This is a genomic window from Streptomyces antimicrobicus, assembly GCF_020532625.1.
Classification (GTDB): Bacteria; Actinomycetota; Actinomycetes; order Streptomycetales; family Streptomycetaceae; genus Streptomyces; species Streptomyces antimicrobicus.
The window spans coordinates 1-18,621 of record NZ_JAJAUY010000045.1 but is presented as its reverse complement, the minus strand read 5'-3'; the positions used below and the strand labels follow the sequence as shown (position 1 = coordinate 18,621).

General features: G+C 72.4%; 16 protein-coding genes. 7 read left to right on the top strand and 9 right to left on the bottom strand.

What is annotated here, in order from left to right; genetic code table 11:
• Positions 1-120: 120 nt before the first annotated feature.
• Both LG632_RS14010 and LG632_RS14005 read left to right on the top strand, forming a co-directional pair.
• A complete protein-coding gene (locus tag LG632_RS14010; protein WP_226727368.1) occupies positions 121-930 on the top strand; it encodes an alpha/beta fold hydrolase in 810 nt (269 codons plus the stop codon).
• Positions 931-953: 23 nt separating this feature from the next.
• The gene (locus LG632_RS14005; RefSeq protein ID WP_374203474.1) at positions 954-1,844 is read left to right on the top strand and encodes a helix-turn-helix domain-containing protein; all 891 of its coding nucleotides are present in this window, start codon (positions 954-956) and stop codon (positions 1,842-1,844) included.
• Here LG632_RS14005 and LG632_RS14000 read toward each other — a convergent pair.
• Together LG632_RS14000 and fahA are read right to left on the bottom strand one after the other, a co-directional pair.
• On the bottom strand, positions 1,824-2,402 hold the full coding sequence (locus LG632_RS14000) for a hypothetical protein (RefSeq protein WP_226727367.1): 579 nt from the start codon (positions 2,400-2,402) through the stop codon (positions 1,824-1,826). The two genes, LG632_RS14005 and LG632_RS14000, sit on opposite strands and share 21 nt — an antisense overlap.
• 131 nt (positions 2,403-2,533) lie before the next feature.
• Positions 2,534-3,763: a fumarylacetoacetase gene (gene fahA, locus LG632_RS13995; protein ID WP_226727366.1), complete on the bottom strand. Its 1,230-nt coding sequence runs from the start codon at positions 3,761-3,763 to the stop codon at positions 2,534-2,536.
• Between the two features lie 140 nt (positions 3,764-3,903).
• Here fahA and LG632_RS13990 point away from each other — a divergent pair, with 140 nt between their 5' ends.
• Positions 3,904-4,710 carry an HAD family hydrolase gene (locus LG632_RS13990; RefSeq protein WP_226727365.1) on the top strand — a complete coding sequence of 269 codons (807 nt, stop codon included), beginning with the start codon at positions 3,904-3,906 and terminating at the stop codon, positions 4,708-4,710.
• Positions 4,711-4,735: 25 nt separating this feature from the next.
• Here LG632_RS13990 and LG632_RS13985 read toward each other — a convergent pair whose 3' ends face one another.
• The gene (locus tag LG632_RS13985) at positions 4,736-6,829 is read right to left on the bottom strand and encodes a CocE/NonD family hydrolase (protein ID WP_374203473.1); all 2,094 of its coding nucleotides are present in this window, start codon (positions 6,827-6,829) and stop codon (positions 4,736-4,738) included.
• 182 nt (positions 6,830-7,011) lie between these two features.
• Between LG632_RS13985 and LG632_RS13980 the strand changes: the two genes are divergently transcribed.
• The 4 genes from LG632_RS13980 (at position 7,012) to LG632_RS13965 (ending at position 10,216) form a co-directional block, all read left to right on the top strand.
• Positions 7,012-8,022, top strand: a complete 1,011-nt coding sequence (locus tag LG632_RS13980) for a polyprenyl synthetase family protein (protein ID WP_226727363.1) — start codon at positions 7,012-7,014, stop codon at positions 8,020-8,022.
• Positions 8,023-8,238: 216 nt separating this feature from the next.
• Positions 8,239-9,468, top strand: coding sequence for a LolA family protein (locus tag LG632_RS13975; RefSeq protein WP_226727362.1), 1,230 nt, complete (start codon positions 8,239-8,241; stop codon positions 9,466-9,468).
• 80 nt (positions 9,469-9,548) lie between these two features.
• A complete protein-coding gene (locus tag LG632_RS13970) occupies positions 9,549-9,752 on the top strand; it encodes a YlcI/YnfO family protein (protein WP_226727361.1) in 204 nt (67 codons plus the stop codon).
• On the top strand, positions 9,749-10,216 hold the full coding sequence (locus tag LG632_RS13965) for a hypothetical protein (protein WP_226727360.1): 468 nt from the start codon (positions 9,749-9,751) through the stop codon (positions 10,214-10,216). The genes LG632_RS13970 and LG632_RS13965 overlap by 4 nt, the downstream gene beginning before the upstream one ends.
• On the opposite strand, the gene LG632_RS13960 is transcribed toward LG632_RS13965, so the two are convergent.
• The 6 genes from LG632_RS13960 to LG632_RS13935 all read right to left on the bottom strand — a co-directional run bounded on the left by LG632_RS13960 (position 10,213) and on the right by LG632_RS13935 (position 18,260).
• Positions 10,213-11,532: a M28 family metallopeptidase gene (locus tag LG632_RS13960; RefSeq protein ID WP_226727359.1), complete on the bottom strand. Its 1,320-nt coding sequence runs from the start codon at positions 11,530-11,532 to the stop codon at positions 10,213-10,215. The two genes, LG632_RS13965 and LG632_RS13960, sit on opposite strands and share 4 nt — an antisense overlap.
• A gap of 190 nt (positions 11,533-11,722) precedes the next feature.
• Complete coding sequence (rarD, locus tag LG632_RS13955) at positions 11,723-12,715, bottom strand: EamA family transporter RarD (protein WP_226727358.1); 993 nt, start codon at positions 12,713-12,715, stop codon at positions 11,723-11,725.
• Positions 12,716-12,909: 194 nt separating this feature from the next.
• A complete protein-coding gene (locus tag LG632_RS13950) occupies positions 12,910-13,983 on the bottom strand; it encodes a 2-oxoacid:ferredoxin oxidoreductase subunit beta (RefSeq protein WP_226727357.1) in 1,074 nt (357 codons plus the stop codon).
• On the bottom strand, positions 13,976-15,940 hold the full coding sequence (locus LG632_RS13945) for a 2-oxoacid:acceptor oxidoreductase subunit alpha (RefSeq protein WP_226727356.1): 1,965 nt from the start codon (positions 15,938-15,940) through the stop codon (positions 13,976-13,978). The genes LG632_RS13950 and LG632_RS13945 overlap by 8 nt, the downstream gene beginning before the upstream one ends.
• A 133-nt stretch (positions 15,941-16,073) precedes the next feature.
• The gene (locus LG632_RS13940) at positions 16,074-16,733 is read right to left on the bottom strand and encodes a response regulator transcription factor (RefSeq protein ID WP_308108413.1); all 660 of its coding nucleotides are present in this window, start codon (positions 16,731-16,733) and stop codon (positions 16,074-16,076) included.
• Positions 16,734-16,898: 165 nt separating this feature from the next.
• Positions 16,899-18,260 (bottom strand): sensor histidine kinase, encoded by a 1,362-nt coding sequence (locus LG632_RS13935; protein ID WP_374203476.1) that lies wholly within the window; start codon positions 18,258-18,260, stop codon positions 16,899-16,901.
• Positions 18,261-18,621: the final 361 nt, after the last annotated feature.

Genomic DNA, 18,621 nt, shown 5'->3' with positions numbered 1-18,621 from the left:
GGCCCGGCTCCTGGGGAGCCGGGCCCTGTGCTGTCGATCCGTCGGCGCCCACGCCGGGGCCGGGGCCGTGACGACATTCGTACAAGACCGGGGGCCGGCGGCCCCGGCACCCTCCCGTGTATGGCTCTTTACGAAGGTAAGCAGGTGCACGGGATGCACGTGGTCCACGACGGCCCCCGGGAGGCGCCGCCGCTGGTACTCATCCACGGATCGGGGGCCTCGGGCAGCTCCTGGGGCCCGGTGGTGCCGGCACTGGCCAGCCGGTATCACGTCGTCCGGATCGACCTCCCGGGCCACGGCCAGTCCCCGCCCGCGACGTCGTACGACGTGCCCGGGCAGGCGGCCAGGCTGGCCGGGGCGCTCGATGAGCTCGGTCTTCGTCCGGTCACCGTGGCCGGGCACTCCAGCGGCGGGTACATCGCCACCGCCCTCGCCGAACAGCGCCCGGACCTGGTGGGTTCGCTCGCACTGATCAGCAGTGGTCCCAGTTCCGACGCGCTCCTTCCGCAGCCCGCCTTCCTCCGGGTCCTGATCGACCCGCCGCTCGGCCCGCTTCTCTGGAGAGTCCGCTCCGACGCGATGCTCCGCCGGGGGGTGACCGCGGTGTGCAACCGCCCGGTGGACGTCCCGAACGACCTGGTCGCCGACGTACGGGGCATCGGGTACGGCACGTTCAGGACGGTGCTGCGCCACAACACCGCGTACATCGCCGACAGGAGCGTGCCCGCGCGCCTGAGCGCACTCGACGTCCCGGTCCTGGTGATCTTCGGCGCTGCCGACCCCCGCTGGGATCCGTCTTCGGCGCACCAGTACGACACGGTGCCGCACGCGCGCGTCGAACGGCTGCCCGACGTCGGGCACTTCCCCATGCTCGAAGCGCCGGAGGCGACCAGCGAGTTGCTGCTGCGCTTCGCGGCGGCGGGCCGCTGACAGCCATCGCCTAGCCTGGTGCTGTGAAGTCCGCCGCATCACCACCTGACTGGGCGTCGGTGGAGGTCGCCGTGCCCCGCCGGCCGGGCCGGCTGCCGGGGGTGAGCATGGCCGGGTTCCGCCAGCGTGCTCAGGCAGGCGTGGACATCGCCATGGTCGCGCACCCCTCGGTGACGGTGTTCGTGGACCTGAGCGACGGAGACAGCCTTGTCCACGACGCCGACGGCCGACGCGAGTGCGGCAGCACGGTCGTTGGTCTGGTACCGGGCGACCTTCGGCTCGGGGGCCGGACGGCCGGGGGGATCGAGTGCCTCCAGATCCGGCTGTCACCGGCCTTGGCGGGCGCGGTGTTCGGAGCGTCGACGGACCTCAGCGGGACGGTGGTCTCCTTGGAGGACGTCTGGGGCCGCGATGCCGGGAGGACCGAGGAACGGCTGCGGGCCGCCGCGTCGTGGGACGAGCGGTTCACGATCGCAGCGGACGTCCTCGGCCGGCGGATGAGCGCCCGCCCGTCGCTCGATCCGGAGGTGGCCGCCGCCTGGCGGCTGATGCGCAGCAGCCGGGGACGGGTGCGCGTCGACAGCCTGGCGAACGAGGTGGGATGGAGCCGTAAGCGTCTGTGGTCCCGCTTCCGGTCCCAGATCGGCCTCACCCCCAAGCACGCCGCCCGGCTGGTGCGCTTCGACCACGCCGCCCATCTCCTCGCGGCGGGTGACGCCGCCGCCCGGGTGGCGGCCGAGAGCGGCTACACCGACCAGGCCCACCTCCACCGCGAGGTCAAGGCGTTCACCGGGGTGACACCCACCGCGGTGGCCGCTGCGCCGTGGCTCGCCATCGACGACGTCGCGTGGCCGGCCTCGTGCGCGTCCCCCCGGCAGGACGACCAGCCAGTCTCACGGGTGAGTATGCGATGACGTGGGACAGGTGACGTCGGGGTTCCAGTTGTGGAAGGGCCCGGCCGGGTTCTTCTTGTACGCCCACATGTGGAGGTCGTAGTGCTTCGGCATGCCGGCCCAGTGACCCGGCATGGGGCCGTCGAAGTCGAGGCCGAACATCTTCGGGCGGTCGTCCTTGGTGGTCAGGTCCTGGTCGCGGTCGGAGACCATCCACTCGACCGCGTACAGCTTGCGGCCGCCGCGCGGGCCCTTCTCGGGGCCGTAGACCAAGGTGGTCGGGCGGGCGGGGTCGGTCGAGCCCCAGTTCGACCACTTCACGTAGTGGTAGCCCATGGCGCCGGAGCCCTTGGGGTCGTTCAGGCACTCGTCGCGGCGTTCGTAGCCGTCCCTGATCGCGGTCGCCTCGTCCACGTACTTGGCCGTCACCCGCAGCGCCGCCGCCATGTCCCGCATGGCCCGGCGGTCGCGGTGGTCGGGTGCGGGGCCGTCGACGGACTCGGCCGGCTGGGCGGCGGCCAGGGCTATGGACGCGGCGGCGGCGACGATCAGCGCGGCCTTCAGGGGACGTGCGGGCATCGGGACTCCTTGGCCGGAGGGACGCGGTGCGGGCTCCCCGGCCCGCCTTCCGTCCACCTTGTGGGGGACGGGCCCCTGCGTGCACGCGGCGCGCCCCCGAATGGGGGGCGCGCCGCCTCCCGGCCGCCGTCCTAGCGGGCCGCGACGATCCTGCCGGTCACGTCCCCGAGGCCCACGCGGATGCCGTCGGGACCCGGCGCCCAGGCCGTCAGGGTGACCTCGTCGCCGTCCTCCAGGAACGTGCGCTTGCCCTCGGCCAGCTCGATCGCGTCGCGCCCGTTCCAGGTGAGCTCCAGCAGCGAGCCGCGCTGGTTCACCTCGGGGCCGCTGACCGTGCCGGAGCCGTAGACGTCACCGGTGCGCAGCGAGGCCCCGTTGACGGTCATGTGCGCCAGCTGCTGCGCGGCGGTCCAGTACATGGAGGCGAACGGCGGGTGGGCCACCTCCTGCCCGTTGATCGAGACGGTGATCCGCAGGTCGAAGCCGCCGTCCTCGATGTCCTCGGCGGAGTCGTCCAGGTAGGGCAGCAGCGGGAAGTCGCGCGCCGGAGGCGCCACCCGGGCCGCGTCCAGGGCCTCCAGCGGGGTCACCCAGGCCGAGACCGACGTGGCGAAGGACTTGCCCAGGAACGGGCCGAGGGGGACGTACTCCCAGGCCTGGATGTCGCGCGCGGACCAGTCGTTGAGCAGGAACAGCCCGAAGACGTGCTCGCGGAAGTCGCCCAGGGCCACCGGCTCGCCGAGCGCGGAGGGGGTGCCGACGACGAAGCCGACCTCGGCCTCGATGTCGAGCTTCACGGACGGACCGAAGACGGGCGCGGGGTCCGCGGGGGCCTTGCGCTGCCCGCAGGGCCGTACGACGTCCGTGCCCGAGACCACGATCGTGCCGGAGCGGCCGTGGTAACCGATGGGCAGGTGCTTCCAGTTGGGGGTGAGCGCGTCGCCGTCCGGGCGGAAGATGCGGCCGACGTTGGTGGCGTGGTGCTCGCTGGCGTAGAAGTCGACGTAGTCGGCGACCTCGTAGGGCAGGTGCAGGGTGACGTCGGCGAGCGCGTACGCGTGCGGCTCGACGGCGGCGCGGTGTCCGGGGTCGGTCACCCAGGCGGTGAGCGCCCGGCGCACGTCGTGCCAGGTGGTGCGCCCGGCGCCCAGCAGGGGGTTCAGCGTAGGAGCGCTCAGCACATCGGCGTACGGCGAACCGAGCGCACGGGCCACGGCGCCCGCGTCGATCACATGCCCGCCGAGCCGTACGCCGATACGGCGCCGCGTGGTGTCCTGCGGCGTCGAGAAGACGCCGTAGGGCAGGTTGTGCGGGCCGAACGGGTCGCCCTCGGGCACGTCCAGGGGGCTCTGCTGGGGCATGGGTGCCGCCTCGCTTTCCACACGATCCGGGGGTGTCCCGGGAGACAGGCCACACGTTACGTTGCGGGTGGGGTCTGTGGGAGGCCGGATTGGGGCGCTATTTGTAGGACTTGTCCGAGGGGGTCCGTATCCTTGGCCGGGTGACTTCCGCCCTCCCCTACGCCTTGATCGCCACTGACCTGGACGGGACTCTGCTGCGCGCCGGGGACACCGTCTCGCGCCGTTCGTACACGGCGCTCGCGACGGCGCGCGCCGCGGGCGCGCACCACATCATCGTCACCGGGCGCCCGGTTCCCCAGGTCCGACACGTGTTGTACAGCCTGGGGTACCGGGGGCTCGCGGTGTGCGGACAGGGCGCGCAGCTGTACGACGCGGCGCGCGGCCGGGTGATGCACTCCGTCGCCCTGGACCGGGACCTGGCGGAGGTCGCGCTGGGGAAGATCGAGGCGGAGATCGGCGAGGTCTACGTGGCGGTCAACCGCGTGGGCGTGGACGTGGAGATGCTGATGGCCCCGGGCTACCGGATGCCGCATCCGCACCTGGCGACGGTACGGGTGGGCCGCAGGGGGGAGCTGTGGGCGGCCCCGATCAACAAGGTGCTGCTCCAGCATCCCGAGCTGGACGACGACGAGTTGACCCGGGTGGCCCGGGGCGTGGTCGGGGACCTGGTGAACGTGACGATGGCGGGGGAGCACACGGTGGAGCTCCAGCCGCCGGGCGTGGACAAGGGCAGCGGCCTGGCCCTGGCCGCGGCGGAGTTGGGCGTGGAGGCGGCGGCGACCATCGCCTTCGGCGACATGCCGAACGACATCCCGATGTTCGCGTGGTCGGGCCGCGGCGTCGCCATGGCCAACGCCCACCGGGAACTCAAGGCGGTGGCGGACGAGATCACCCTCTCCAACCAGGAGGACGGCGTCGCGGTGGTCCTGGAACGGCTCTTCGCCTAGGCCGTCTCTTTCGGATCGGGCCGGATCAGGTCGCGGCGCGCGGCAGGCGGCGTTCCCACGTGCGGTGGAAGACCACCTCGGTGCCCTCGGGGGTCACCTCCTCGCACATCAGCTCGTTCTGCGTGACGAACGCGCCCGCGTCGCACTCCACCTCCGAGCGGGACGTGATCCGCACGTCCCAGCCCCACTCCGGACGGTGCAGGCGGATCCGCCGGTCCGACCGGGCCCGCGCGGACAGCGGATCCGCCTCCTGGATCTCGTACACGTCCTGCGCGTCCTCGCCGACCTCCAGGCCGTCGGGGTGGAACCGGGTCCCTCCGGGGCGCGGGTCCACCTCCACCCGCCACACCCCCCGCGCCACGTCGCGCACCACCAACCGCTCCGGCCGCGGCTCGTCCAGCGTCACCGGCACCGACACCCCCAGCGGCGGGGCCTGCTCGGGCTCCTCGAAGCGCACACCCCCGTCCGCCCCGCCCCCCGCGGCCGTCCCGTCCGCCTCGCCCCCCGCTGCCGTCCCCGCGGCCGTCCCCGCCGGTGCCCGCACCGGCAGCTCCAGCCGGCTGGCGCCCGGCACCAGCGTCCACCCCGCCTCCGAGCCGGCCCGCGGCCACACCCACGGCCAGTACGCCGACGACAGCGCCAGCCGGATCCGGTGCCCGGGCGCGAAGGCGTGCCCGACGGCGCTCAGGTCGAAGGACACCTCCTCCTCCGCCCCCGGCGGGGCCCACGGCACCACCCGGTCCCGCCCGGTGCGCGCCGACAGGTTCAGCACGCCCCGCGTGACCAGCGTCGAGGCCCCGTCGGGCGCCACGTCGCACAGCCGTGCCACCACCTGCCCGTACGGCACGTCCATCCGCAGCCGCAGCGTCACCCGCGGCCGGCCCAGGACCTCCACCGGCCCCGGTCCCGGCACGGCGAACTCGAAGCACGCCGACCTCGCGTCCTCCTCCCGCTGGTCGGGCGGCAGGTCCGCCTCGTTGCCGGACGGGACGAACCGCCCGGCGTCCACCCCGGTGTGCTGCGGCGAGGCGACCCGCACCGGCTCGCCCTGGAGCCCGTACGCCACCGGAGCGACCCGTGGGGAGGGCCACGCCGGCTCGGCCACCCAGCGGCCCGGCAGCACCTCGTACGTCGTCGCCGGCGGGTGCGAGGCGCTGATCCACGCGCGCAGCAGCGGCTCGTCCAGCACCCCCGTCCCCGCGCCCTTCAGCCAGTGGTCCCACCACCGCAGCGTCTCCTGCAGGAAGCCGATCGCGGGTCCGGGCGGCAGCCCCCGGTCGGGGTACTGGTGGCACCAGGGCCCCACGATCCCCCGGACCCGGTCCGCCGGCAGGTGCTCGACCAGCCGGAGCACCGCGTCCCGGTACGGGTCGTGCCAGCCGCCGACCGCCAGCACCGCCGCGCGCACGGCCCCGTAGTCCTCGCGGACGCTGCGGCGGCGCCAGTAGTCGTCCCGGGTCTGGTGGGCCAGCCAGGTGTGCAGCGGCGGCTCGACGGACTCCAGGCGGTCCAGCCACCGCTCCCGCCAGTCCTCGCCCGCGTACCGGGGGTCCGGCGGCCGGGCGGTGTACGCCAGCGCCGTCGCCGCCCCCGCGTGCAGGTCCACCGCCAGCAGCGAGCCGCCCGTGTAGTGCACGTCGTCGTCGAAGGGGTCGTCGGTCGAGCACACCGCGACCACGGCCTTCAGCTCCCGTGGCGCCAGGGCCGCGACCTGGAGCGCGGTGCGGCCGCCCCGGGCGATCCCGAACATCCCGACCCCGCCCGTGCACCACGGCTGCCGCGCGAGCCACTCCACGACCGCGGCGCCGTCGGCCTGCTCCCGGGCGTCGTCCGCGTCGCCGGGCCGCCCGCCGCTGTTGCCGTGGCCGCGCGCGTCGACCCGTACGGAGGCATAGCCGTGTCCGGCGTACCAGGGGTGGCGCTGGGCGTCGCGCGGGGCGGTCCAGTCGGTGAGCCGGTCCGGCAGGTACTCCAGCAGCGCCGGCACCGGCTCCTCGGTCAGCGGGCGCCATACGCGGGCGTACAGTCGGGTCCCGTCGGGCAGGGGGATGCGGACGTCCTCGTGGGTGGTTTCGTAGGGGAACGCGCTGCGGATCGACAAAACAGGTTCTCCGGGCATCCATGAGGATTTCTGTTCTCGACGAACATACCGGCGCTTTTCGGGCAGTGCGCCCGACAGGTCCGGACAGGCGCTCTCCGTGATCGAAAACGGACGGGATACGCTGGCTTGAGTGATGGCAGCGACACATCGACAATCCAGGTGATCGTCAACGTGATCGGCAGCAGACAGGAGTACCCCTCGTGACCGTCGTCGGGCCGTTCGGACTGAGCGTGCGGGACCAGGCTCTCGAGACCGATGTCCAGGCGGGACTGACCGCCGTCGAGGCGGGTCTGCTGGAGGCCACCAAGAGCGAAGTCCCCTTCATCACCGAGGCCGCCCAGCACCTGGTGAAGGCCGGGGGCAAGCGCTTCCGGCCGCTGCTGGTGATGCTGGCCGCGCAGTTCGGCGACCCCTACGCCCCGGGCATCGTGCCCTCCGCGGTGGTCGTGGAACTGACCCACCTCGCCACGCTGTACCACGACGACGTCATGGACGAGGCGGACGTGCGGCGCGGTGTGGAGAGCGCCAACGCCCGCTGGGGCAACTCCGTGGCCGTCCTGACGGGTGACTTTCTCTTCGCCCGCGCCTCGCACATCCTGGCGGACCTCGGCCCGGAGGCCGTACGCATCCAGGCCGAGGCGTTCGAGCGGCTGGTGACCGGTCAGATCCTGGAGACCGCCGGTCCGCGCGACGGGCGCGACCCGGTCGAGCACTACCTGGACGTCATGGCCGGCAAGACCGGCTCGCTGGTGGCGGTCTCCTGCCGCTTCGGCGCCATGATGTCCGGCGCCGACGAGCGGGTCGTCGACATCCTCACGCAGTACGGCGAGCGGCTCGGCCTGGCCTTCCAGCTCGCCGACGACGTCCTCGACGTGGCCTCCGACGCCCATGAGTCCGGCAAGACCCCCGGCACCGACCTGCGCGAGGGCATCGCGACCCTGCCCGTGCTGCGGCTGCGCGAGGCCGCAGCCCGCGACGGCCGGGCCGAGGACCTCGACCTCGTACGCCTGCTGGAGGGCGACCTCACGGACGACGCCCGGCTCGCCGAGGCCCTGACCCGGCTGCGCGCGCACCCGGCCCTGGAGCAGGCCCGCCGGGACACCGTGCGCTACGCCGAGGACGCGCGGGCGCTGCTGGCGCCGCTGCCGGACTGCACCGCCAAGGCGGCGCTGGTGGAGCTGTGCGACGCGGTGGTGCACCGCGCCGGCTGAGCGGCGCGAGCCGGCGCACCGGGCCCCTCCGACCCCTACGGGACGTAGGCGGAGGGGCCTCGTCATGTCATCCCAGGGTCGTACGCGGAGTTGGCTCCGCGGGCTGACGCCGCGGCGGGCCCGATTTGGTCAGATGGATGTACCAACCCCACCGGATCGGGTGAGCGCGGCGACACGGCGGTCGCCGCCCCAAGACACAGAGGGCAGGTCACTGACATGGCAGGCAACACGAAGACTCCTCGCAAGGCCGCGCGGTACGCCGTACCGATCGCGGTGGCGGGTGTGGCCGCGGCGACCGTCGCGATGGTCCCGGCCTTCGCGAACGCCGGCAGCCCGGACCTGCCGAAGATCACGGCGCAGGAGCTCATCGAGAAGATCGCGGCTTCGGACGTGCAGCAGCTGTCCGGCACGGCCAGGATCAGCACCGACCTCGGCCTGCCGAAGATCGCGTCCGGCCTGCTGGGCGGCGGTGGGATGACCGGCGGTTCGGCCTCGCCCGAGGACAAGATCGCCCAGCTGGCGAACGGCACGCACACCTTCAAGGTGGCCGCCGACGGCCCGGACCGGCAGAAGGTGACCTTCCTCGACGGCAAGGACGAGTACTCCTTCGTCCACAACGGCGACGAGGTCTGGGGCTACGACAGCAAGTCGAACGAGGTCTTCCACGAGAAGAACCCGGAGGCGGGCCAGGGCGGGCACGGCAAGGACCGGCAGGGCAGCGGCGGCAAGGAGCACAAGACCGCCGACCGGATGCCCTCCACGCCCAAGCAGCTGGCCGAGGAGGCCCTGAAGGCCGCCGGCCCGACCACCGACGTCAGTGTCGGCGAGACCGCCCAGGTGGCCGGCCGGGACGCCTACCAGCTCGTGCTCAAGCCCAAGCAGGCCGGTTCCACGGTCGGTTCGGTCCAGATCGCGGTCGACGCCAAGAACGGCGTGCCGCTGCGCTTCCAGCTGCTCTCCAGCCAGGGCGGCAAGCCGATCGTGGACGCGGGCTTCACCAAGGTGGAGTTCGCCGCCCCGGCGGCGGGCACGTTCGACTTCACCCCGCCCAAGGGCGCGAAGGTCGTGGAGGGCGGTGGCGACCACGCCGGCAAGGGCTTCGACAAGGGCTTCAAGGGCCTCGACATGCTGCCCGGGCTCGACGGCCTGACCGGCGGCGCCGGCGGTCAGGGCGAGCCCAGGATCCTCGGCGAGGGCTGGTCGACCATCGCCCGGATCGACTCCGGCGCGGGCAAGGGCCTGAAGGAGCTGGAGAACGACAAGAACGCGCCGAAGCAGGCCCAGGACTTCCTGAACTCCCTCGGCGAGAAGGTCTCCGGCAGCTTCGGCGAGGGCCGGGTGCTGTCGACCCGCCTGGTCAACGCCCTGGTCACGGACGACGGCAAGGTCTACGTCGGCGCCGTCACCAAGGACGCGCTGGTGAAGGCCGCCGAGGCGAACAAGTAGCCGGCGAGCGCGCCTCGGAGCACGGGCGACGGGCCGGGACCGGGTGTCCCGGCCCGTCGCCGTGCCGTACCGTGAAGGGCATGTCGAGACACGTCACCATCCGCCTGGACGAGGAGTTCCACGACCGCCTCAAGGCGCGTGCGGCGGCCCTGGGGACGACGGTGTCCGCGCTGATCACCGAGGTCACGGAACGCGAACTGGACCAGGACCGCACGGACTTCCTGACCGGCATAGAGGAGTTCGCGGTCCACTGGGGCTACTTCCAGGAGCGGTTCGGCAATTGAAGATCACCATGGAGTGGGCCTGGACCGCTCTGGCCCACCACCTCCCGTCCGACCCCGCCGTGTGGGACCCCTCCGGCGTGGTGGCAGCCGTCGCCCGGCACCAGAACGACCTGGTCCTCGTGCCCGAGCAGCCCGCCCCCGACATCGCGTGGCGGGCCGCCGCGTTCCTGCACACGCTGGCCGTCTGCCCGGCGCTGGAGTCGCCGATGAACGAGTTCTACGCGGCCGCCGCCACCCGCTCGTACCTGCGCGTGGCCGGCGCCGAGCAGCTGCCCCCGCCCGAGGTGCTCGGCGATCTGGTGGAGGCGGCCAAGCTCGGCCGCGCCGACGTGGCGGCGGTGGCCGAGGAGCTGCGCGCCCACATCAAGGAGCCGCCGCCGCTGGACGCGGCGGCGGCTCCGGGGGGCGCTCCGGGCGGGGCACCGGGAGGGGCACCGGGGGCCCCGGGCGGGGCTCCGGCCTAGAAGGTGATCCTCCAGCTGTTGATGTAGCCGACGTCCGCCCCGGCCACATCCTTGACCTGGAGCTTCCAGACGCCGTTGGCCACCTCGCTGGAGGCGTTCACCGTGTACGTCGCGACGACGTTGTCCGCCGAGTCCGAGCTGGAGGAGTTCTTCAGCCGGTACGCCGTCCCGTCGGGGGCGACCAGGTCGATCACCAGGTCACCGCGGTAGGTGTGGACGATGTTGACGTCGACCTTGGTGGTGGCCGGGGCGTTGCCCGCGACACCGGAGACCGTGATCGGCGAGGTCACCGCGGCACCGGGGGAGTCCGGGATGCTGACGTCGGTGGTGTTCTCGAACGACGGGCCGGGCGGGACCGGGGTGGCCGCGCCGAGGTTCCAGATCGCGTAGGCGACGGCGTCGCTGTTGCGGTCCAGGGCGGTGTCGTTGATGTTCGCCGTGGTGTCGCACGAGGAGTGGTAGCAGCGGTCGAAGGCCTGGCCGGCGGTGCCGCCCCACTTCTGCGCCTGGGCCGCGGTCTTGGTGTAGCCGGCGCCGGTGAACAGGCCGCCGACGGGTATGCCGACGTTCTTGAACGGCGCGTGGTCGGAGCGGCCGTCGCCCTCGGTCTCGATCTCCGTGGGGACGTTCAGGCCCGCGAAGTACGTCTTGAAGGTCTGCTCGATGGTCGGGTCGTCGTCGTAGACGAAGTAGCCCGGGTTCGGCGAGCCGATCATGTCGAAGTTGAGGTAGCCGGAGATCTTCGCGCGCTCCGCGCTCGGCAGGTTGTTCACGTAGTACTTCGACCCGACCAGGCCCAGCTCCTCCGCGCCCCACCAGCCGAAGCGCAGGTGCTTGGTGGGCTGCAGGCCCGCGCGGGAGACGGCGAGCGCGGTCTCCAGGACGGCCGCCGAACCGGAGCCGTTGTCGTTGATGCCGGGGCCGGAGCTGACCGAGTCCAGGTGCGAGCCGGCCATCAGCACCGAGTTGGGGTCGCCGCCCGGCCAGTCGGCGATCAGGTTGTAGCCGGTGGCGCCGGAGGAGGTGAAGGTCTGGATCGTGGTGGTGTAGCCGGCCGCGTCCAGCTTGGCCTTCACGTAGTCGAGCGAGGCCTTGTAGCCGGCCCGGCCGTGGGCGCGGTTGCCGCCGTTGCTGGTGGCGATGGACTGGAACTGCGCCAGGTGGGCCTTGACGTTGGCCACCGGGATGTCGGGCGGCGTGGGCGCCGCGGTGACGGCCGTCGGCGCGGCGAGGGCCGCGGGGGCGGTGGAGGCGAACAGCCCGGCGACCGCGAACGCGGTCACCGCGGCCAGCCGCCGGGAGACGGAGAGGCTCATGTGGGGGCTCCGTGATTCCGAACGGGGATGGGAACGGAACGTACGAGGTTGGAGCGTCAGTGCGAGCCCGATCGTCAGTGACGGTGTGACACACCGTCAAGGTCAGGAATCGGTCAGCGTAGTTCGCATAACGGACGATCCCCGCCATGGGTGGCCCATGGCGGGGATCGTGGGGCTGGTGCAGGTGGATTTACGCCGGTTCGTGCGCGGCCGGCGCGGCCGGCGCGCCGGCGGGGGAGGCGGGGTTGGCGGGACCGGCGGGCGTCACGGTCGCGGAGCCGGCGAGCGCGGCCCGCGAGCGGCGGGCGGTCCGCAGGGCGTCCCAGGTGAGGACGGTCAGCGCGAGCCAGACGAGCGAGAAGCCGGCCCAGCGCTCGGGCGGCATGGCCTCGTGGAAGTACAGGACGCCGAGGCTGAACTGGAACACCGGCGCCAGGTACTGGAGCAGACCCAGTGTGGAGAGCGGGACCCGGATCGCCGCCGCGCCGAAGCAGATCAGCGGCAGCGCCGTGACCAGGCCGGTCACGGCCAGCAGGGCGGCGTGCCCGGGTCCCTGCGCGGTGAAGGTGGACTCGCCGCGGGAGCCCAGCCACAGCAGGTAGCCGAGGGCCGGCAGGAACTGCACGGCGGTCTCGGCCGCCAGCGACTCCAGACCGCCCATGTTGATCTTCTTCTTGATCAGCCCGTACGTCCCGAACGAGAACGCCAGCACCAGCGAGATCCACGGCGGCCGCCCGTACCCGACGGCCAGGACCGCCACGGCGACCACGCAGATGCCGACCGCCACCCACTGGGCGCGGCGCAGCCGCTCGCCGAGCAGCATGACCCCGAGGGCGATGCTGACCAGCGGGTTGATGAAGTAGCCGAGGCTGGACTCGACCACGGCGCCGTTGTTCACGGACCAGATGTACACGCCCCAGTTCACGGTGATGACGGCGGCGGCCAGCGCGGTCAGGGCCAGCTTGCGCGGCTGCCGGACCAGGTCGCGTATCCAGCCCCAGCGCCGCATCGCGAGCAGCAGCAGGGCGACGACGGCCAGGGACCACGTCATGCGGTGGGCGAGGATCTCGACGGCCCCGGCGGGCTTCAGCAGCGGCCAGAACAGGGGCACCAGGCCCCACATCCCGTACGCGCCGAAGCCGTAGAGCAGGCCGGCGCGCTGCTCGGTGGTCTCTGCCTTCACGGAGCCTCCTGGACGACTTCAAGCCAACCTCACGACGGTATCGCCGGGAGGCCCGGATGTCATGTCCGTGGGCTGAAGACAGTCATGACATGTTGCGACGTCCCTCTGCCGGCCCGGACGCGCGGGGGCGGTCCGGCGGACATGCGAAGGGGCCCGAGCGGGGTGCGCTCGGGCCCCTGGGGCGTTCGGCCCGGTCAGCCCACGACGGTCCAGGTGTCGTTGCCGGCCAGCAGCGCGGCCAGGTCGCCCTTGCCGTTCTGCTCGACCGCCGCGTTCAGCTGCTCCGCCATCTGCGTGTCGTAGACGGGGCGCTCGACGCTGCGGAAGACGCCGATGGGGGTCTGGAACAGGGTGTCGGGGTCGGCCAGGCGGGAGAGGGCGAAGGCGGTGGTCGGCGAGGCGGCGCGGGCGTCGTGGACCAGGATCCGTGCCTCGTTCTCCGCGGTGACCTCGACGACCTGGAGGTCGCCGGTGGCCGGGTCGCGTACGACGCCCTTGTGGCCGTCGGCCCCGAACCGGATCGGCCGGCCGTGCTCCAGCCGGATCACGGCCTCCTGGGCCCGCTCCTGGTCCTTGAGGACCTCGAACGCGCCGTCGTTGAAGATGTTGCAGTTCTGGTAGATCTCGACGAGGGCGGTGCCGTTGTGGTCGGCGGCGGCGCGCAGGACCTCGGTGAGGTGTTTGCGGTCGGAGTCGACGGTGCGGGCGACGAAGGAGGCCTCGGCGCCCAGGGCGAGGGAGACGGGGTTGAAGGGGGCGTCGAGGGATCCCATGGGGGTGGATTTGGTGATCTTGCCGACTTCGGAGGTGGGGGAGTACTGGCCTTTGGTGAGGCCGTAGATGCGGTTGTTGAAGAGGAGGATCTTGAGGTTGACGTTGCGGCGCAGGGCGTGGATGAGGTGGTTGCCGCCGATGGAGAGGGCGTCGCCGTCGCCGGTGACGACCCAGACGGACAGGTCGCGGCGGGAGGTGGCCAGGCCGGTGGCGATGGCGGGGGCGCGGCCGTGGATGGAGTGCATCCCGTAGGTGTTCATGTAGTACGGGAAGCGGGAGGAGCAGCCGATGCCGGAGACGAAGACGATGTTCTCCTTGGCCAGGCCGAGTTCGGGCATGAAGCCCTGGACGGCGGCCAGGACGGCGTAGTCGCCGCAGCCGGGGCACCAGCGGACCTCCTGGTCCGACTTGAAGTCCTTCATCGACTGCCGGCCCTCGGCCTTGGGCACCAGGGAGAGCAGCCGGCTGCCGTCAGGAACCGTGACCTCAGTCATTGATGGCCTCCTCAAGAGCCTTCGCGAGCTGTTCCGCCTTGAAGGGCATGCCGTTGACCTGGGTGTACGACTGGGCGTCGACCAGGTACTCCGCCCGGATCAAGGTGGCCAGCTGCCCGAGGTTCATCTCCGGCACCACGACCTTGTCGTAGCGCTTCAGGACCTCGCCGAGATTCCTCGGGAAGGGGTTGACGTGGCGCAGGTGCGCCTGCGCGATCGGCGTGCCCGCGGTGCGCAGCCGCCGCACGGCCGCGGTGATGGGGCCGTAGGTGGAGCCCCAGCCGAGGACGAGGGTGCGGGCGGTGCGGTCGGGGTCGTCGACGGTGAGGTCGGGGACGTCGATGCCGTCGATCTTGGCCTGGCGGGTGCGGACCATGAGGTCGTGGTTGGCCGGGTCGTAGGAGATGTTGCCGGTGCCGTCCTGCTTCTCGATCCCGCCGATGCGGTGCTCCAGCCCCGGGGTGCCCGGTACCGCCCAGGGGCGGGCCAGGGTGCGGGGGTCGCGCTTGTAGGGCCAGAACACCTCGGTGCCGTCGGCCAGAGTGTGGTTGGGGCCGGTCGCGAAGCGGGTGCGCAGGTCCGGCAGGTCCTCGGTGTCGGGGATGCGCCAGGGTTCGGAGCCGTTGGCGAGGTAGCCGTCGGAGAGCAGGAACACCGGGGTGCGGTAGGTCAGCGCGATCCGGGCGGCGTCCAGGGCGGCGTCGAAGCAGTCCGCCGGGGTCCGCGGGGCCACGATCGGCACGGGGGCCTCGCCGTTGCGCCCGTACATCGCCTGCAGCAGGTCGGCCTGCTCGGTCTTGGTGGGCAGGCCCGTGGAGGGGCCGCCGCGCTGGATGTCCACGATCAGCAGCGGCAGCTCCAGCGAGACCGCCAGCCCGATCGTCTCCGACTTCAGCGCCACGCCGGGGCCGGAGGTGGTGGTGACGGCCAGCGCCCCGCCGAACGCGGCGCCCAGCGCCGCGCCGATCCCGGCGATCTCGTCCTCGGCCTGGAACGTCCGCACGCCGAAGTTCTTGTGGCGGGACAGCTCGTGGAGGATGTCGGAGGCGGGGGTGATGGGGTAGGAGCCCAGGTAGAGGGGCAGGTCGGCCTGGCGGGAGGCGGCGATCAGGCCGTAGGCCAGGGCGAGGTTGCCGGAGATGTTGCGGTAGGTGCCGGTGGGGAAGGCGGTGGTGGCGGGGGCGACCTCGTAGGAGACGGCGAAGTCCTCGGTGGTCTCCCCGAAGTTCCAGCCCGCGCGGAACGCGGCCACGTTCGCCTCGGCGATCTCGGGCTTCTTCGCGAACTTCTGCCGCAGGAACTTCTCCGTGCCCTCGGTCGGCCGGTGGTACATCCACGACAGCAGACCCAGCGCGAACATGTTCTTGCTCCGCTCGGCCTCCTTCCGCGACAACCCGAAGTCCTTCAACGCCTCCACCGTCAACGTCGTCAACGGCACGGGGTGGACGTTGTACGCGTCCAGCGACCCGTCCTCCAGCGGGGAGGTCTCGTAGCCCACCTTGGCCATCGGGCGCTTGGTGAACTCGTCCGTGTTGATGATGATCTCCGCGCCGCGCGGCACGTCGGCGAGGTTCGCCTTGAGCGCTGCGGGGTTCATCGCCACCAGGACGTTCGGCGCGTCGCCGGGGGTGAGGATGTCGTGGTCGGCGAAGTGCAGCTGGAACGAGGACACGCCCGGCAGCGTGCCGGCGGGGGCCCGGATCTCGGCCGGGAAGTTCGGCAGCGTCGACAGGTCGTTGCCGAAGGACGCCGTCTCGGACGTGAACCGGTCACCGGTGAGCTGCATACCGTCACCCGAGTCACCCGCGAACCGGATGATCACCCGATCGAGGCGGCGGACCTCCTTGCCCCCCGGCCCCTGGGAGCCTCGCGGTCCCCCCACGACAGCCCCTTCTGCGCCTTCTGCCCCTTCTGCGCCCCCGGTCTGCTCGGCGGGGCTACTGACCTGGCTGGTCACTGAACTGGACCTCCTTCGAGGCGTGGGTTCCAAGGCCAACCCTACGTCCGTAAGGGTGCCCTTCCCTGGACCTCTCACATGGTGGAACGCCGAATGAGACGATCAACCCCTCATCTGAAAGTGTGTCAGCTACTCACGAGTTCAGATAGGTGAGGACGGCCAGCACGCGGCGGTGATCCCCGTCACTCGGCGAGAGGCCCAGCTTCATGAAGATATTGCTCACGTGCTTCTCGACCGCACCGTCACTGACAACAAGCTGCCTGGCGACCGCCGAATTCGTCCGGCCTTCAGCCATCAGGCCCAGTACCTCCCGCTCCCGCGGGGTCAGCGCGGCCAGCACGTCCTGCTTGCGGCTACGGCCCAGCAACTGCGCCACGACCTCGGGATCCAGGGCCGTGCCGCCGCGGGCCACCCGTACGACGGCGTCAAGGAACTCTCGGACATCGGCTACCCGGTCCTTGAGCAGATAGCCCACTCCGGTGCTGGAACCGGCCAGAAGTTCGGTGGCGTACCGCTCCTCCACGTACTGCGACAGCACCAGCACGCCTATGCCCGGGTGCTCCCGCCGCAGCTGGACGGCCGCCCGTACGCCCTCGTCCGTATGGGTGGGGGGCATCCGCACGTCGGCCACCACGACGTCGGGCAGCGCGCCCTGCCCCGCCAGGTCCGACACCGTCTTGAGCAGGGCTTCCGCGTCCCCGACGCCGGCCACGACGTCAATGCCCCGGTCGGTCAGCAACCGGGTCAGGCCCTCACGCAGCAGCACTGAATCCTCGGCGATGACCACCCGCACCCTGTCTTCCACGGCTCCGGCGCTCCTGTTCCACTCGATCGATCGGCATGCACGGCGCACGCTGTGCCAAGCATGCCGGTCGCCGAGTGGAATCGGCGGGGATATCGGGGGGCCGGGCGCGGGCGGTGTCGACGCCCGGAGGGCCGACCGCGCCGGGGGCGGGGCTCAGTCGCGCCAGGGAAGCTCGGCGGTGACGGTGGTGCCGGCGGGGAGGCCGGTGGCGGCGGCGTAGGCGGGGGAGGCGGGGGACCGGGGAGAGGCGGCGGGGGGCCGGAGAGAAGTGGTGGTGGACTCGTGGGAGGAGGTGGCGGGGGACTCGACGGAGGAGTCGGAGGGGCGAGCGGCGGCCGGAGGCGACGACTGGACGACGAGGACGCCGTCCACCGCCCCGAGGCGTTCCTGGAGCCCGCTCAGCCCGCCGCCCTCGGTCGGCCGTGCGCCACCGCGGCCGTCGTCCGCGACCTGGAGCAGCAACCGGTCGCCACTGCGCCACACGTCGACCGTGGCGCTGCGCGCCCCCGCGTGCCTGCTGACGTTCCGCAGCAGCTCGCAGACGGTGAAGTACGCGAGCCCCTCGATCGCCGCGGCGGGCCGCGCCGGCAGGTCCACCCGCACCCGCACCGGCACCGGGCACCGCGACGCCACCGACGACAGCGCCGCGTCCAGCCCCCGGTCCGTCAGCACCGCCGGGTGGATCCCGCGGGCCAGGTCCCGCAGCTCCTTGAGCGCGGTCTTCACCTCCCCGTGGGCCTCGTCCACCAGGCGGGCGGCGGCCCGCGGGTCCTCGGCCAGCTTCTCCTTGGCGAGGCCGAGGTCCATGGCGAGCGCGGCGAGCCGGGCCTGGGCGCCGTCGTGCAGGTCCCGCTCGATGCGCCGCAGGTCGGCGGCGGCGGTGTCGGCGACGACGCCCCGGTCCGACTCCAGTTCCGTCACGCGGAAGTCGAGCCGGGACGGCCCCAGCAGGCCGCCGATCAGCACCTTGTCGACGGTGACCAGGGCACGGACCACCCAGGGGGTGGACAAGGTGATCAGCAGGCCGAACAGGCACGAGGCCGCGATCCGCGCCGGGGTGTCCAGGACGTAGGTGTGGTCGCCGTTCTGGAAGAGCAGCAGCCCGGGCTGGTCGGTGTAGGCCGGGACGACCCAGAACCAGAGCGGGTGCAGCAGCAGGGCCCAGCCGACGGTCGAGAGCGTCAGCGCGAGGCAGAACGAGAACACAGCCCAGGGGAAGTGCATCAGCGAGTACAGCAGGTGCCGCCAGGCACTGCCGCTCTTGAGCACGGCGCCGATCCACCGCATGACTCCGCCCTCGGACTCGTCGGGCCGCCGCGCGGCCCGCACCGGCGCCGGATCGGCGATGTCCATGCCCAGCAGGACCCGCGCCCGGGTCCGCTCCAGATGCCCGAAGCCGCGCGCCATGGCCAGCACCCCGGCGAGCAACGGCACCCCCAGGAAGGTCACCAGCAGCCCGGCCCCCATGCTCACCCCGGTCACGGCGAGCGAGAAGTACAGGACGCTGAGCGGCATCCCGAGCAGCACGAACCCGAGCTCCCGCCAGAACCGCCCCTGAACGGGCGCCCGCAGCACCTCACCCACCCCACGACTCCCCACCGCTCCCTCTCCTCTCCCTCGCTCGACCGCTCCCCACCACCCTCCCGCCCCCGCCGAACCACGACCATCCAGCACGTCGGCGTCCGAACCGGGGGATAACCCCACCCCGGCCCGCCCTTGGGGGGTGCGGGCCGGGGCGGGCCGGGTGGCTCCGGCTTGGTGGCTCCGGCCGGGCGGCGGCCGGGCCGGGTGGCTCCGGCCGGGCGGGGCCTGGCCGGGCGGGACCGGCCTCGTGGGGCGAGGCGAGGCGTGGGCGGGGCCCGGGAGGTGATGCCGG

What these genes read in the sequence shown, in the direction of transcription:
- LG632_RS14010 (WP_226727368.1), top strand. Translation starts at nt 121, where the DNA reads ATGGCTCTTTACGAAGGTAAGCAGGTGCACGGGATGCACGTGGTCCAC.
- LG632_RS14000 (WP_226727367.1), bottom strand. Translation starts at nt 2,402, where the DNA reads ATGCCCGCACGTCCCCTGAAGGCCGCGCTGATCGTCGCCGCCGCCGCG.
- fahA (WP_226727366.1), bottom strand. Translation starts at nt 3,763, where the DNA reads ATGCCCCAGCAGAGCCCCCTGGACGTGCCCGAGGGCGACCCGTTCGGC.
- LG632_RS13985 (WP_374203473.1), bottom strand. Translation starts at nt 6,829, where the DNA reads ATGCCCGGAGAACCTGTTTTGTCGATCCGCAGCGCGTTCCCCTACGAA.
- LG632_RS13975 (WP_226727362.1), top strand. Translation starts at nt 8,239, where the DNA reads ATGGCAGGCAACACGAAGACTCCTCGCAAGGCCGCGCGGTACGCCGTA.
- LG632_RS13970 (WP_226727361.1), top strand. Translation starts at nt 9,549, where the DNA reads ATGTCGAGACACGTCACCATCCGCCTGGACGAGGAGTTCCACGACCGC.
- LG632_RS13960 (WP_226727359.1), bottom strand. Translation starts at nt 11,532, where the DNA reads ATGAGCCTCTCCGTCTCCCGGCGGCTGGCCGCGGTGACCGCGTTCGCG.
- LG632_RS13950 (WP_226727357.1), bottom strand. Translation starts at nt 13,983, where the DNA reads ATGACTGAGGTCACGGTTCCTGACGGCAGCCGGCTGCTCTCCCTGGTG.
- LG632_RS13935 (WP_374203476.1), bottom strand. Translation starts at nt 18,260, where the DNA reads ATGCCGCTCAGCGTCCTGTACTTCTCGCTCGCCGTGACCGGGGTGAGC.